Origin of the sequence: Pedobacter paludis (assembly GCF_003173575.1) — a bacterium.
Lineage (GTDB): Bacteria > Bacteroidota > Bacteroidia > Sphingobacteriales > Sphingobacteriaceae > Pedobacter > Pedobacter paludis.
Genome location: NZ_QGNY01000006.1, coordinates 32,807 through 47,467, shown reverse-complemented (window position 1 = coordinate 47,467; position 14,661 = coordinate 32,807). Strand labels below are relative to the sequence as shown.

Sequence of the window (14,661 nt, the reverse complement as noted above, 5' to 3'; positions counted from 1 at the left end):
TGCTTACCAAGAAAAACTTGATGTCACAAATTGTGACATCAAGTTTAAAGAATAATAGAACCGCAAAAACATAACTATGGAAACTGCACAAGATACACTACAAACAGAGGCCCAAGCAGAAACCTCAAAAACATTATTTAAAGGAACAGGTTCTCAAGTTCTTTTAAATGGATTAATTGAAGAAGGCGTAACCACTATTTTCGGATATCCTGGAGGTGCAATTATGCCGATTTATGATGCACTTTACGATTATGCAGATAAATTGGAACATATTTTAGTCCGCCATGAGCAAGGTGGTATTCATGCAGCGCAAGGTTTTGCTAGAACAAGTGGGAAAGTAGGTGTTTGTTTTGCCACCAGCGGACCAGGCGCAACCAACTTAGTTACCGGTTTAGCAGATGCACAGATAGACAGTACTCCCTTAGTCGTAATTACAGGGCAAGTTTTCGCTCATTTATTAGGAACAGACGCCTTTCAGGAAACAGATGTAATTAACATTACTACGCCAGTTACCAAGTGGAATTACCAGGTTACCGATGCCAACGAAATCCAAGAAGTTTTAGCAAAAGCATTTTATATTGCCAAAAGCGGCAGACCGGGCCCCGTTTTGATTGACATTACTAAAAACGCACAAATTCAGATTGAGGAATTTCCAGAATATATAAAATGCAACCACATCCGCAGTTATCGCCCGAAACCAAAAGTAAGGGTAGAATATATTGAACAGGCTGCCGAGTTGATTAATGCAGCTAAAAAACCATTCGTGTTATTTGGCCAAGGGGTTATTTTAGGTAGCGCAGAACAAGAATTTAAAGCTTTTATTGATAAAACCGGAATTCCTTCGGCATGGACGATCATGGGTGAAGGCGCTATCCCAACCTCACACCCATTAAATGTTGGTATGTTGGGAATGCATGGAAATTACGGTCCGAATGTTTTGACCAATGAGGCTGATGTAATTATTGCCATCGGGATGCGTTTCGATGACCGTGTAACAGGTCGTTTAGATAAATATGCAAAACAGGCAAAAATTGTTCATCTTGATATTGATCCGGCCGAAATAGATAAAAATGTTAAGGCTGATGTTGGTATTTGGGGCGATTGTAAAGAAACACTTCCATTGTTAACTAATTTGGTTAATGAAAATAAACACGAAGATTGGTTAGGCGTTTTCAAAGATTATAATCAACAGGAAATTGACCAGGTGATCACATCAGAACTTTATCCAGAAGGTGAAGAAATTACTATGGGCGAGGTATTGCGCAACATCAATGAAATTTGCGATGGCGAAGCAATCATCGTAACAGATGTTGGTCAACATCAAATGGTGGCTTGTCGTTATGCAAAATTTAACAATACACGCAGTAATATTACCTCTGGAGGTTTAGGCACTATGGGCTTTGGATTGCCTGCAGCGATTGGCGCCAAATATGGCGCACCGGACAAAACAGTAATTGCCATTATCGGTGATGGCGGTTTCCAAATGACGCCTCAAGAATTAGGAACCATCATGCAATTTGGTGCTGAAGTAAAAATTCTGATTCTGAACAATCGCTTCTTAGGTATGGTTCGCCAGTGGCAACAGTTATTTAACGACAAACGTTACTCTTTTGTGAACATTACCAGTCCAGATTTTGTGGCTTTAGCCAAAGCTTATTACATAGAAGCACAAATGGTTAATGAACGCGAAAATTTGAGAACAGCTTTGGAAACCATGATCAATCATAAAGGTTCTTACCTTTTAGAAGTTATGGTTGGAAGAGAAAATAATGTATTCCCTATGGTTCCGCAAGGAATGAGCGTAAGTGAAATAAGGTTGAAATAAGAACAAAGAGTAAGGAGCAAAGAATAAAGATTATTTCTTTTATCCTTGTTCCTTTATCCTTAATCCCAAGAAAATGAGTACTGAAGATAAAATAAAATATACAGAAGATACGCTTGACTTAGATGGAAAGCAGGAATATACGATAACTGTATATGCTGAAAACCGTATCGGATTATTAAATAGAATTGCCATTATTTTCTCCAAAAGGAAAATAAACATTGAAAGTTTAAATAGTTCGGCTTCTGAAATTGATGGAATTCACCGTTTTAACATTGTAATCCACGAGGGTTATGAAGTGGTTAGAAAACTTGCCCGTCAGATTGAAAAGCAAATTGAAGTATTGAAAGTTTATTTTAATACAAATGAGGAAATTATTTGGCAGGAACTGGCACTTTACAAAGTTTCTACAGATGAAATTGCTGAAAAAGTAACGGTAGAAAGATTGTTGAGACAATATGGTGCAAGTGCCGTTGTGATTCGTAAAGATTATACAGTTTTTGCGGTAACTGGCCATAGAGAAGAAACTGATGCCTTGGTTAAAGCACTGGAGCCTTATGAATTGATTGAGTTTGTTCGTTCTGCGAGGGTTGCTATTATTAAAGACAGTGCCGGATTCCACGAAAAATTGAAAGAATTTGAGGCAGAAGACCCGGGAGAAGAATTGGTTGAAAATGAGTTCTTGGAAAAAGGCGAAAAGATATTTACGATGTAAAGGGATTGATGATTTTAGATTGACGAATTACGTTAAAGACCGCAACTAAAAAAAATCGTCATTGCGAGGCACGAAGCAATCTCATTTAAAGGATGGTTTCTTGATTAGCTACAATGAAACAGAACAGTTATGAAATGCAACAGCATTAAACCAATTTTAAGAATGTTCGATTACGATAAAGCCATTGAGTTTTATGTGAATTGGTTGGGCTTTAAAATAGATTGGGAGCATAGGTTTGAAGAAAATACTCCGGTCTACATGCAGATTTCTTTAGATGGAATTGAATTGCATTTAAGTGAACATCATGGCGATAGTTCTCCCGGTGCACACATTCATATCGATTGTATTGGCTTACAAGAATTTCATAGGCAGATAATTGATAAAAAATATAAATACAACAAGCCAGGTTTGGAGAAAACATTTTACGGAAGCTGGGCAGTTACAGTAAACGACCCGTTCTTTAACAAAATTACTTTTAATCAACCGTTGGACGAATCAGAGATAGAAGCATAAAATGAACGAAGTATTTGAATTTATATTAAACGCTCGAAAAGCATTTATTCAATTAATAGATGGATTAACGATCGAACAATTGAATAAAATTCCTGATGGCTATAGCAACAACATCATCTGGAACTTTGGCCATATTGTAGTGAGTACACAAACACTTTGTTACGTGCGTACAGGGATTATAGCAGATGCAAGTTTGGTGAAGTTTAATGAGCTTTACAGGAAAGATACTCGTCCGACTTATACCATAACTGAACAGGAAGTTGCCGAATTGAAGACAATAGCGCTTGAAAGTATAGAAAAGATAAAAGCGGATTATGTGAACGGAGCATTCGCAAGTATGAATCCTTTTTCAACTTCAACTTATGGCGTTGAAATGAAAAGGATTGAAGAAGTTCTGATTACAACGATTGGACACGACAATGTACATTATGGCTATGCCTGGGCACTGAAGAAAAGTGTGGTTTGATGGAAGATGTAAGATGGAAGATGGAAAATGATGTAAAACTCTGAGGGCTATTCCGCTTTGGAGGGCCAGGGGGAGGATTTTAATTTGAAACTCAGAACCAAAGTAAAATAAACCCGATTGAAGTGGATGCCGATTTTTCTTCGGCAGAAACGAAAAGCGGGACTGAAATAACCGAAAAGTACAAAAACTTGCTTTTCAAAATAATAAAATCGGTGAAATCACAATATCTGCGAAATTAAACCGAAGGAAAAAATGTTTCGTGAGGACACGAACGATGGTAGTAAAAACTGCAAATAATAATATTAATTAGAAAATAGAACCATAAAATAAATAACAAAAACGATGTCAAATTATTTTAACACATTACCTCTTAGAGAAAAATTAAACCAACTGGGTGTTTGCGATTTCATGGACAGTTCTGAATTTTTGGACGGTGTTAGCGCTTTGAAAGGCAAAAAACTGGTTATTGTAGGTTGTGGCGCTCAAGGCTTAAACCAAGGTTTAAATTTAAGAGATAGTGGTTTAGATGTAAGCTACACCTTACGCAAGGAAGCAATTGAAGGTAAACGCGATTCGTGGAAAAATGCAACCGAAAACAACTTCAAAGTTGGTACTTACGAAGAATTGATTCCTACTGCCGATGTGGTAATTAACCTTACGCCAGATAAACAACATACCGCTGTTGTGAATGCAATTATGCCTTTAATGAAAGATGGTGCTACTTTATTGTACTCTCACGGGTTTAATATTGTTGAAGAAGGCATGCAAATCCGTAAAGATTTAACCGTTATTATGGTTGCGCCTAAGTGCCCAGGCAGCGAGGTAAGAGCAGAGTATGTTCGTGGTTTCGGTGTACCTACCTTAATTGCAGTTCACCCAGAAAACGATCCTCAGGGTAAAGGCTTGGCTCAGGCTAAAGCTTATGCCGTTGGTACAGGTGGTCACCGTGCTGGTGTTTTAAAATCATCGTTCGTAGCAGAGGTTAAATCTGATTTAATGGGCGAGCAAACCATCCTTTGCGGATTGCTGCAAACTGGCTCTATCTTATCTTTCGATAAAATGGTTGAAAAAGGAATTGATGCTGGTTACGCTTCTAAACTGGTTCAATACGGTGTTGAGGTAATTACTGAAGCCTTAAAACATGGTGGTGTTAGCGGTATGTTCGACCGTTTAAGCAATATAGCCAAAGTTGAAGCTTTCAAAATTTCTGAAGAACTGAAAGACATTATGCGTCCGTTGTTCCAAAAGCATCAAGATGATATCATGAGTGGTGAATTTAGCCGCATTATGATGGAAGATTGGGCTAATGGCGATAAAAATTTATTAGGCTGGAGAGCTGAAACTGGTGAAACTGCTTTCGAAAAAACACCTGCCGGCGATGTTAAAATTGGCGAGCAAGAATATTTTGACAATTATTTATTAATGGTTGCTTTCGTTCGTGCCGGTGTAGAATTGGCTTTCGAAACAATGGTTCAGGCAGGTATCAAACCAGAATCTGCTTACTATGAATCGTTACACGAAACACCACTAATTGCAAATACCATTGCACGTAAAAAATTATTCGAAATGAACCGCGTAATTTCTGATACTGCTGAATATGGCTGTTATTTATTTGACCAGGCTTGTAAACCACTTTTGGGCGATTTTATGAAAAAAGTAAATACCGACTTAGTGGGTAAAAACTTTAACGAAGGTAAAGATGGCTCGGTAGATAATAGAGAATTGGTTGCCATTAACGAAACTTTACGTACACACGAGGTAGAAATTGTAGGCACAAAATTGCGCAAAGCAATGACCGCTATGAAATCTATTAAAACAGCATAAAAAGCCTCACTACTAAATCCCCTCTCCGGTAGAGAGGGTACTTTTGGATAGAGCAAATAAAAATAGTACATACAGAAATTAGCGTTTCTGCCGATAAAAAAATACATGCCTTTAAGAAGGTAAGCGATTTATTAACACACTTGCTACTCCCTCTCCTTCGGGGAGGGTTGGGGTGGGGCTAATAACAAATATGATGTCAAAAACATTAGTAGAAAAAATTTGGGATGCACACGTTGTAAAAAGTGAAGAAGGATTTCCCGACATTTTATATATTGATACACACTTAATACACGAGGTAACTTCTCCTCAGGCTTTTGATGGCTTGCGCAAAAGAGGTTTACCCGTTTTCCGTCCAAAACAAACCGTGGCTACAGCCGATCATAATGTACCAACATTAAATCAGTTGCAACCTATAAAAGAGGAGCTTTCCCGCTACCAAGTAGATATGCTCACCAAAAACTGTGCAGAATTTGGAATAGAACTTTATGGCTTAGGGCATCCATTTCAAGGTATTGTACACGTAATCGGCCCTGAATTGGGCATTACCTTGCCTGGTAAAACAATGGTTTGTGGCGATAGTCATACTTCAACCCATGGTGCTTTCGGAGCAATTGCTTTTGGTATCGGAACATCGCAGGTAGAACAGGTTTTTGCAACGCAATGTTTATTGCAATCGAAACCTAAAACCATGAAAATTGAGGTAAATGGAACACTTGAAAAAGGTGTTGGTGCGAAAGACATTATCCTATACATCATTGCTCAAATTTCTGCAGCTGGTGGTACAGGTTATTTCATTGAATACGCAGGTTCGGCTATCGAGTCTTTAAGTATGGAAGCCCGAATGACAATCTGTAACATGAGTATTGAAATGGGTGCGAGAGGTGGCTTAATTGCGCCAGACCAAACTACTTTCGATTACATTAAAGGTAGAGAATTTGCTCCGGCAGGCGAAGAATGGAATAAAGCCCTAGCCTATTGGAAAACACTATATAGCGATGCAGATGCGAAATTCGACAGTGTATTAACTTTTAATGCAGAAGACATTGCGCCAATGATTACTTATGGCACCAACCCAGGTATGGGTATGGGTATCCAAGAGCATATTCCGGCAACCAACGCTCAACCTGAAAAAGAAAAACTTTCTTATCAAAAAGCTTTGGATTATATGGGCTTTGATGATGATGCGTCATTAATCGGTAAACCGGTTGATTATGTTTTTATTGGAAGCTGTACAAATTCCCGTATTGAGGATCTACGTGAAGTTGCTGATTTTGTAAAAGACAAGCGCAAAGCGGATAATGTTACCGTTTGGATTGTTCCGGGATCGAAACAGGTTGAGCAACAAGCCATAAATGAAGGTTTGGATAAAATTTTCGAAGCGGCAGGTTTTCAATTACGTGAACCTGGATGTAGTGCGTGCTTAGGGATGAATGAAGATAAAATTCCGGCAGGAAAATATTGTGTTTCTACATCAAACAGGAATTTTGAAGGCAGACAAGGGCAAAATGCAAGAACGTTATTGGCTAGTCCGTTAACGGCCGCTGCTGCTGCCGTAACAGGTGTAATTACCGATGTTAGGGAGTTGCTAACCCCCTTAGCCCCCTAAAGGGGGGACTGAAAGGCATCAGTAAATAGAAAGTGTACAAAAAATATAACATTTGCTATGAACGACGGAACGGAAAGCCCCTTTAGGGACTTGGGATTAAACGGTAGAAAGTCAAAAGCCCCTTTAGGGATTGGGGTTTTAGAAGTTGCGATATTAAATGTAAAAGCTGGTTTATCAGCCGATTTTGAAAAGGCTTTTAACGAAGCTCAAAAAATCATTTCATCTATGGATGGTTACATTTCGCACCAACTGAAAAAGTGCATTGAAGAAGCGGATAAATATATTCTGCTGGTAAACTGGGAAACATTGGAGGCACATACTGAAGGTTTTAGAGGTTCGGAAGCATACCAAGATTGGAAAAAGTTGTTGCATCATTTTTATGATCCTTTTCCAACAGTTGAACATTATATAACCCCCTAGGCCCCTGAAGGGGGAATTTAAAGATCAAAGTAAATACAATTGTAGAAATGTCTAATTCGATAAGCATAAACGATAGAACAAAAGCCCCCTTTAGGGGGTTGGGGGTTTTGGAAGAAATACAGAACCAATTTAATGCAGTATCTGAAAAGTACGATAGGCAAAGGCGTTTTCTAATTCCTTGTTTTGATGATTTCTATGGAACAGCATTAACCGTATCCGAAGAAGTTAAAACAGTAAAAAACATTCTGGATGTTGGTGCAGGAACTGGATTAATGAGTGCTTTTTTTCACGAGAAATATCCAGAAGCAAAAATAACCTTAGTTGATCTTTATTCGGCCATGCTTAAAAAAGCTGAAGAACGTTTTGAAGGAAATGAAAACATTAGTTTTTTAAATGCTGATTTTGCGACGGTTGACTTACCTGAAAATAATTATGATTTGGTGGTTTCGGGTTTAGCCATCCATCATTTGCCCAATGAGCTGAAACAACAGCTTTTTGGAAAAATTGCAACAACATTAAAACCTGGGGGTTGGTTTATAAATGCCGATCAAGTATTAGGAGAAACAGATTTAGCAGAAAAGATTTATACCGAAAACTGGAAAAACCATGTTCAACAGAACCCGAATTTAACAGAAGAAGAAAAACAAAGTGCTTTTGAGCGAATCAAGGTTGACATTATGGCGCCCTTGAAACCTCAACTAGAATGGCTAGAAATGGTAGGACTGAAAAATGCGAATTGTTATTATCAGTATTACAATTTCGTTGTATTTGCAGCAAATAAATAATTAATAGAAAAGATTAAACCATAAAATTTCCCCTTTAGGGGATTAAGGGGTATGAAAAAATTCACAAAATTAACATCGGCAGTTGTGCCTTTAAATATAGAAAACATCGATACCGACCAGATTATTCCGGCAAGGTTTTTAAAAGCGACTACCCGTGAAGGATTTGGCGAAAACTTGTTTAGAGACTGGCGTTACAATGGCGATAATACACCAAAGCCAGAGTTTGTAATGAACAACCCAACTTACAGCGGGCAGGTTTTAGTGGCCGGAAAAAACTTTGGTTGCGGAAGTAGTCGCGAGCATGCGGCTTGGGCGATCCAAGATGCTGGATTTGATGCGGTAATTAGCAGTTTTTTTGCCGATATCTTTAAAGGAAATGCTTTAAACAATGGTTTATTACCAATTCAGGTGAGTGATGATTTTTTAGCGCAAATTTTTAAAGCGGTTGAAAACAATGCCAAATCTCCTTTAGAAGTTGATTTGGAAAACCAAACGGTAACCATTGTTGAAACTGGTGCACAAGAATCATTCGAGATTAACCCTTACAAAAAATCATGTTTAATAAATGGTTACGATGATATCGATTTTATCTTGGCTCAAAAAGATTTGATTGAAGAGTTTGAAACCCCCTAGCCCCCTAAAGGGGGAACTTAAAACCCATAGTAAATACTAATTGTAAAAAATGTCTAGTCCGGTAAATATGAACGACAGAAAGTCAAAGTCCCCTTTTGGGGATTTAGGGGTTTCTGTTGCCATCCAGAATTTAAACCTAAAATACCAGCAAAAATTGGTGTTAAGGGATTTAAATTGGACCATAAATCGTGGTGAAAACTGGATATTGGGCGGAATTAGTGGAACCGGAAAAACATCATTAGCTAAAATTATTGCAGGTCAGCAAAGCGCTCTTGGAGATATAAAAGTCAGTTTTGCTATCAATAGCATTTTACCACCTGAAATTTTATTTGTAGAAAGCTGGTATCAGTTTAAAAATTTAGAAGGCGTTGCAAACTTTTATTATCAGCAACGTTATACCAGTCAGCAGGCAAAAGATACACTTACTGTTCACGCAGAATTGGTTAATTACGGCAAAGAAAAAGGACTTCATTTCGATCAAATTGAACCAATTTTAGAAGCACTAAATTTTTCTTCTTTTGCAAGCTCCCAACTAATCGAGCTATCTAGTGGAGAACATAAAAAACTCCAATTGGTTAAGGCGCTTTGGCTAAAACCCCAATTGCTAATTATCGATCAGCCATACACAGGTTTGGATGCATCATCTCGTAAAAATTTAAATATTTTATTAGATGAAGTTTCGGCTCAGGGCGTACAATTAATTTTAATTTGTAACGATACCGAATTACCAAATTCGATAAATCATTTCGCAGAAATTAAAGATGGCCAATTGATTGAAGTGGATTCGCTCGAACTGGCAACAGATACTCAAAAACACGAAAGAGAAATTCCTGATTTCTTGAAAGAATCGCCTGTTTATTCTTCGCAAAGTATTGTAAAGATGGTTGATGTTAACATCAGCTATGGCGAAAAACAGGTTTTAAAAAACATCAACTGGGAAGTTAAAGCTGGGGAAAAATGGTTGTTGCAGGGCCATAATGGATCTGGGAAATCAACTTTGTTAAGTTTAATAAATGGCGACCATCCACAGTCTTACGCCAATGAACTTTATTTGTTCGGTAACCGACGTGGAAGTGGAGAAAGCATTTGGGACATTAAACAGCATATCGGCTTAATCTCTCCAGAATTTCATTGGTATTTTGATGCCACTTCAACCGTTTGGCAAAGTATCGCATCGGGTTTTTATGATACGGTAGGATTATTCCAACAACTACCCTATTCAAAAAGTGCACAGGTTGATGAATTGGTTGAATATTTCGGATTAACTGCAAGCAAAAACGAATTATTGAGCACGCTCCCATTAGGAAAGCAAAGATTGGTTTTATTGGCACGAACCATTATTAAAAATCCTGAATTGTTAATTCTGGATGAACCCTGCCAAGGATTAGACCAACAGCAAACGCAACATTTTAATCAATTAATTGATGAACTCTGTGGCAACGGCATGACTTTAATTTATGTTGGCCATTTTGAATCGCAGCTGCCAACCTGCATTGAAAAAAGAATATTATTAGAAAAAGGCGAGGTAAAAGTCGTCGAGAATATACTAGAAAGCGTTTAGGAATGAAGAAGAACATTTTAGTAATACCTGGAGACGGTATTGGACCCGAAGTTACTACATGGGGAAAAGCAGCATTAGAAAAAATTGCCGAAATTTTTGGACATGAATTTGTGTTCGATGAAGCTTTAATGGGACACGCGGCAATTGAAGTTACTGGCGAACCCTTGCCTGATGAGACTTTAGAAAAAGCAAGAAAAAGCGATGCGATTCTTTTTGGAGCAATCGGTCATGCTATGTATGATAATGATCCAAGCTTAAAAGTTAGACCAGAGCAGGGATTGTTAAAAATTCGTAAAGAACTTGGTTTATTTGCCAATCTCCGCCCAATATTACTATTTGATGAACTTCTTCAAGCCTCAAGCATTAAACCAGAAATTTTAAGAGGAACAGATATCCTGTTTTTCCGTGAATTAACTGGCGATGTTTATTTCGGAGAAAAAACCCGTTCTGAAGATAGAAATACAGCTTCAGATTTAATGATTTATCATCGTTATGAAGTTGAACGTATTGCCCACAAAGCTTACCAAGCGGCGCAACAACGCAGTAAAAAATTGTGCTCGGTAGATAAAGCAAACGTTTTGGAAAGTTCTCGCCTATGGCGTGAAACCGTTCAGGAAATTGCAAAACAATATCCTGATGTAGAAACAGAACATATGTTTATCGATAATGCAGCCATGCAGTTAATTAAAAATCCTAAGAAATTCGATGTGGTTTTAACTGCAAATTTGTTCGGAGATATTTTAACCGATGAAGCTTCGCAAATTGCGGGTTCTATGGGCATGTTGGCCTCAGCATCTGTTGGTGAAAGCACTGGTTTCTTCGAGCCTATCCATGGTTCAGCACACGATATTACGGGTAAGGATTTAGCAAATCCTCTGGCCTCTATCCTATCGGCAGCGCTCATGCTCGAAATCGGTTTCGGACTAAAGGACGAGGCCAAATTATTGGTTGATACCGTTGATGAAGTTTTGAAAGAAGGTTTCAGAACACACGATATTGCCGACCAAACCACCAACCGATTTAAAGTTTTGGGCACAGCCGAAATGGGCAAATTGGTTCTTAAATTTTTATCACAAAAAGTTAACACAACAACCCAAGCATAATGATACACGATCCGAATAAAGTATATATTTTCGATACCACCTTACGCGATGGCGAGCAGGTTCCAGGTTGCCAATTAGATACAAACCAAAAAATTGAAATTGCGAAAGCACTTGAATTGCTTGGCGTTGATGTGATCGAAGCTGGTTTCCCAATCTCAAGCCCAGGCGATTTTCAAAGCGTCGTAGAGTTATCAAAAGCGATCAAAAATCCAACCATTTGCGCCTTAACACGTGCAATTAAAGGCGATATTGATGTAGCTGCAGAATCCTTACAGTATGCAAAACATCCGCGTATCCATACAGGAATTGGTTCTTCGGATATGCACATCAAATACAAATTTAACAGCACCAGAGAAAAGATTTTAGAAAGAGCTGTTGAGGCTGTAAAATACGCCAAGAAATTTGTTGAGGATGTAGAATTTTATGCCGAAGATGCAGGACGAGCCGACAATGCATTTTTAGCTCAGATGATTGAAGCTGTTATTGCTGCCGGTGCAACGGTGGTAAACATTCCTGATACAAACGGTTATTGCATGCCAGATCAATATGGTTCGAAAATTCTTTACTTAAAAGAGAACGTTAAAAATATAGATCAAGCAATTATTTCTGTTCATTGCCATAACGATTTAGGTTTAGCAACTGCTAACAGTATTGCTGGTGTGGTAAATGGCGCCCGCCAAATTGAATGTACCATAAACGGAATTGGAGAAAGGGCTGGTAACACGGCTTTAGAGGAAGTTTCGATGATTTTGAAAACACACAGCTTAGGTTTACATACTGGTATCAACAGCAAACATTTTACCGAAATTAGTGGAATGGTAAGCCGTATGATGCACATGCCAGTACAGCCAAACAAAGCGATTGTTGGTAAAAATGCTTTTGCGCACAGCTCTGGTATTCACCAAGATGGATTTTTGAAACACCGTGAAAACTATGAAATCATAAATCCTGAGGATGTTGGTTTAAACAGCGCTGATATTATTTTAACCGCCCGTAGCGGTCGCCATGCTTTAAAACACCATTTAGAGCGGTTAGATTACGATATTGAAAAAATTAACATTGATGATGTTTATGAGCGCTTTTTGGTTTTGGCTGATGAGAAAAAAGACATTACCGATGATGATTTGCTTTTTTTAATGAGCGATGGCGAAATCGAATCTTATAAAAATGGGTATAAGTTAAATTTACTTCAAGTAGTTTGCGGCGACCAGGAAAAACCTACTGCAAATATTAAATTGCAATACGAAGGTGTAGTTAAAGAAGCTAAAGCTGAAGGAAATGGCCCCGTTGATGCAACTATAAATGCCATTGTAAGTATTATAGATAAGGATATTACGCTTAAAGAATTTACCATCCAGGCGATGCATGGCGGAAGTGATGATGTAAGTAAAGTAAACATGAAAGTAGATTATAACGGAAAATCTTTCGTTGGTTTTGGTTTCAGTACTGATATCGTAAAAGCATCAGCCAATGCCTATTTAGATGCGATTAATAAGTTTTTGTAGGAAGTCAGAAAACCGAGGTTAGAAAGTCGGAAGACAGGAAAGACTAAAGCTGAAAGGAACACTCCGTCCTGCGGACACGCCTTTGGAAGAGGGGACTTTTCCTCAAGGTTTTAAAGCATTTTGCTATCTGCGCTTTGCAATTCCCCTCTTTTAGAGGGGTGCCTGAAAGGCGGGGTGTTCTTTTTAATTTCTTACAGGAACAAAAGTTTTCTAAACCTGATAGCAGTGGAAATACTTTTTGAAGAAATGGCGAATAAGATCGCTATGTCGTTTCTCCTCGCAATGACGGAAATGGAGCGCATGACAGAAGTTGAAAAGATTGTAACGTATAGCAGGGGTGAAATTACCGAAAAGCGCTGAAACCTGCTTTTCAAAAAAAATAAGTGTGATTCAAATCTTGATACTCGATTCTCACTACTTGATACTAAAAAAATGACTAATACAATAAAAAATACTTTCGATTTTGAAGGCGCTTTTAAAACTTTAGAAGGTGTTGTAAAACGCACCCCTCTCGAATTTAATGAAGGGCTATCGTTAAAATACAATGCGAATATTTATCTTAAAAGAGAAGATTTACAAATTGTACGTTCCTATAAATTGCGTGGTGCCTATAATAAAATCAGCACATTGCCTGCTGATGCATTAAAAAATGGTATTGTTTGTGCCAGCGCTGGTAATCATGCCCAAGGTGTTGCTTATTCTTGCAAAAAGTTAAACATTAAGGGCGTAATATTTATGCCCGAAATAACACCCAAACAGAAAATTAAGCAGGTAAATATGTTTGGCGGCGACAATATTGAAATTGTTTTAGTTGGCGATACTTTTGATGATTGTTTAAAAGAGGCTTTGATTTATTGTGAAGAAAAATCATCGACGTTTATACCGCCTTTTGATGATGACAAAGTAATTGAGGGACAGGCTACCGTTGCGATGGAAATTTTTCAGGATTTACCGGAGCTTGATGCCATAATTGTGCCTGTTGGCGGTGGTGGCTTAGCATCGGGCGTGAGTTCTTATTTGCAAACCGTAAAGCCCTCTGTTAAAATTTTTGGTGTAGAGCCAATGGGTGCTCCTTCATTAAGCGAAGCACTTAAAAATGGCGGCCCTATAACCGTTGAAAATATAGAGCGTTTTGTTGATGGCGCAGCGGTTAAAAGAATGGGCTGGATAACTTATAAATATTGCAAGGAGCTGTTAAGTTCTACTTACTTAATTCCTGAAGGGCAAGTTTGCACAACCATCTTAAAACTTTATAATGAAGATGCTATTGTTGTAGAACCTGCAGGTGCGTTATCGGTTGCGGCTTTAGAGCAGTTAAAAGACCAAATTGAAGGTAAAACTGTTGTATGCATTGTAAGTGGCGGCAATAACGACATTGAGCGCATGCAGGAAATTAAAGAGAAATCTTTACTTTTTGAAGGACTGAAACACTATTTCATTGTTCGTTTCCCGCAAAGACCGGGAGCATTAAAATTATTCGTGAATGAGGTTTTAGGTCCGCAGGATGACATTACCCGTTTTGAGTTTATCAAAAAAACAAATAAAGAAAACGGACCTGCATTGGTGGGAATTGAACTCACAAACAAAGATGATTACGCAAGTTTACTCGAAAGGATGAAGGAGTTTAAATTCGAAATCATCGAACTGAACCAAGACCAGACTTTATTTGAGTATTTGGTTTAAGGATTAACCGTACAAATGATTTTTG

Annotated in this window: 13 protein-coding genes; all 13 read left to right on the top strand. The window is 38.1% G+C overall.

The annotated features are described in order from the left end of the window. The first annotated feature begins 76 nt into the window (after positions 1-76). The 13 genes from ilvB to ilvA all read left to right on the top strand — a co-directional run bounded on the left by ilvB (position 77) and on the right by ilvA (position 14,636). A complete protein-coding gene (gene ilvB, locus DF947_RS16440) occupies positions 77-1,825 on the top strand; it encodes a biosynthetic-type acetolactate synthase large subunit (protein WP_109931148.1) in 1,749 nt (582 codons plus the stop codon). A gap of 73 nt (positions 1,826-1,898) precedes the next feature. Beyond that, positions 1,899-2,537, top strand: coding sequence for an acetolactate synthase small subunit (gene ilvN, locus DF947_RS16435; RefSeq protein WP_109931147.1), 639 nt, complete (start codon positions 1,899-1,901; stop codon positions 2,535-2,537). A gap of 129 nt (positions 2,538-2,666) precedes the next feature. Continuing rightward, entirely contained in the window at positions 2,667-3,050 is a 384-nt protein-coding gene (locus tag DF947_RS16430) for a glyoxalase superfamily protein (protein ID WP_109931146.1), read from the top strand. 1 nt (position 3,051) lies between these two features. Beyond that, a complete protein-coding gene (locus tag DF947_RS16425) occupies positions 3,052-3,516 on the top strand; it encodes a DinB family protein (protein ID WP_109931145.1) in 465 nt (154 codons plus the stop codon). 342 nt (positions 3,517-3,858) lie between these two features. Next, positions 3,859-5,340: a ketol-acid reductoisomerase gene (gene ilvC, locus DF947_RS16420; RefSeq protein WP_109931144.1), complete on the top strand. Its 1,482-nt coding sequence runs from the start codon at positions 3,859-3,861 to the stop codon at positions 5,338-5,340. Positions 5,341-5,533: 193 nt separating this feature from the next. Further along, on the top strand, positions 5,534-6,946 hold the full coding sequence (gene leuC / locus DF947_RS16415) for a 3-isopropylmalate dehydratase large subunit (RefSeq protein WP_109931143.1): 1,413 nt from the start codon (positions 5,534-5,536) through the stop codon (positions 6,944-6,946). A gap of 57 nt (positions 6,947-7,003) precedes the next feature. Continuing rightward, positions 7,004-7,366, top strand: coding sequence for an antibiotic biosynthesis monooxygenase family protein (locus DF947_RS16410; RefSeq protein ID WP_109931142.1), 363 nt, complete (start codon positions 7,004-7,006; stop codon positions 7,364-7,366). Positions 7,367-7,413: 47 nt separating this feature from the next. Beyond that, entirely contained in the window at positions 7,414-8,151 is a 738-nt protein-coding gene (locus tag DF947_RS16405; protein WP_109931141.1) for a class I SAM-dependent methyltransferase, read from the top strand. Positions 8,152-8,202: 51 nt separating this feature from the next. Beyond that, complete coding sequence (gene leuD / locus DF947_RS16400; RefSeq protein ID WP_109931140.1) at positions 8,203-8,784, top strand: 3-isopropylmalate dehydratase small subunit; 582 nt, start codon at positions 8,203-8,205, stop codon at positions 8,782-8,784. A gap of 67 nt (positions 8,785-8,851) precedes the next feature. Further along, positions 8,852-10,345 carry an ATP-binding cassette domain-containing protein gene (locus DF947_RS16395; protein ID WP_109931139.1) on the top strand — a complete coding sequence of 498 codons (1,494 nt, stop codon included), beginning with the start codon at positions 8,852-8,854 and terminating at the stop codon, positions 10,343-10,345. Between the two features lie 2 nt (positions 10,346-10,347). Beyond that, complete coding sequence (leuB, locus tag DF947_RS16390; protein ID WP_109931138.1) at positions 10,348-11,448, top strand: 3-isopropylmalate dehydrogenase; 1,101 nt, start codon at positions 10,348-10,350, stop codon at positions 11,446-11,448. Next, positions 11,448-12,953, top strand: coding sequence for a 2-isopropylmalate synthase (locus DF947_RS16385; RefSeq protein ID WP_109931137.1), 1,506 nt, complete (start codon positions 11,448-11,450; stop codon positions 12,951-12,953). Before leuB ends, DF947_RS16385 begins: the two co-directional genes overlap by 1 nt. A 432-nt stretch (positions 12,954-13,385) precedes the next feature. Further along, complete coding sequence (ilvA, locus tag DF947_RS16375) at positions 13,386-14,636, top strand: threonine ammonia-lyase IlvA (RefSeq protein WP_109931135.1); 1,251 nt, start codon at positions 13,386-13,388, stop codon at positions 14,634-14,636. Positions 14,637-14,661 lie beyond the last annotated feature (25 nt).

Excerpts from the sequence above, each read along its gene's own strand:
- ilvB (WP_109931148.1), top strand. The coding sequence starts at position 77 with ATGGAAACTGCACAAGATACACTACAAACAGAGGCCCAAGCAGAAACC.
- ilvN (WP_109931147.1), top strand. The coding sequence starts at position 1,899 with ATGAGTACTGAAGATAAAATAAAATATACAGAAGATACGCTTGACTTA.
- DF947_RS16430 (WP_109931146.1), top strand. The coding sequence starts at position 2,667 with ATGAAATGCAACAGCATTAAACCAATTTTAAGAATGTTCGATTACGAT.
- DF947_RS16425 (WP_109931145.1), top strand. The coding sequence starts at position 3,052 with ATGAACGAAGTATTTGAATTTATATTAAACGCTCGAAAAGCATTTATT.
- ilvC (WP_109931144.1), top strand. The coding sequence starts at position 3,859 with ATGTCAAATTATTTTAACACATTACCTCTTAGAGAAAAATTAAACCAA.
- leuC (WP_109931143.1), top strand. The coding sequence starts at position 5,534 with ATGTCAAAAACATTAGTAGAAAAAATTTGGGATGCACACGTTGTAAAA.
- DF947_RS16410 (WP_109931142.1), top strand. The coding sequence starts at position 7,004 with ATGAACGACGGAACGGAAAGCCCCTTTAGGGACTTGGGATTAAACGGT.
- DF947_RS16405 (WP_109931141.1), top strand. The coding sequence starts at position 7,414 with ATGTCTAATTCGATAAGCATAAACGATAGAACAAAAGCCCCCTTTAGG.
- leuD (WP_109931140.1), top strand. The coding sequence starts at position 8,203 with ATGAAAAAATTCACAAAATTAACATCGGCAGTTGTGCCTTTAAATATA.
- DF947_RS16395 (WP_109931139.1), top strand. The coding sequence starts at position 8,852 with ATGAACGACAGAAAGTCAAAGTCCCCTTTTGGGGATTTAGGGGTTTCT.
- leuB (WP_109931138.1), top strand. The coding sequence starts at position 10,348 with ATGAAGAAGAACATTTTAGTAATACCTGGAGACGGTATTGGACCCGAA.
- DF947_RS16385 (WP_109931137.1), top strand. The coding sequence starts at position 11,448 with ATGATACACGATCCGAATAAAGTATATATTTTCGATACCACCTTACGC.
- ilvA (WP_109931135.1), top strand. The coding sequence starts at position 13,386 with ATGACTAATACAATAAAAAATACTTTCGATTTTGAAGGCGCTTTTAAA.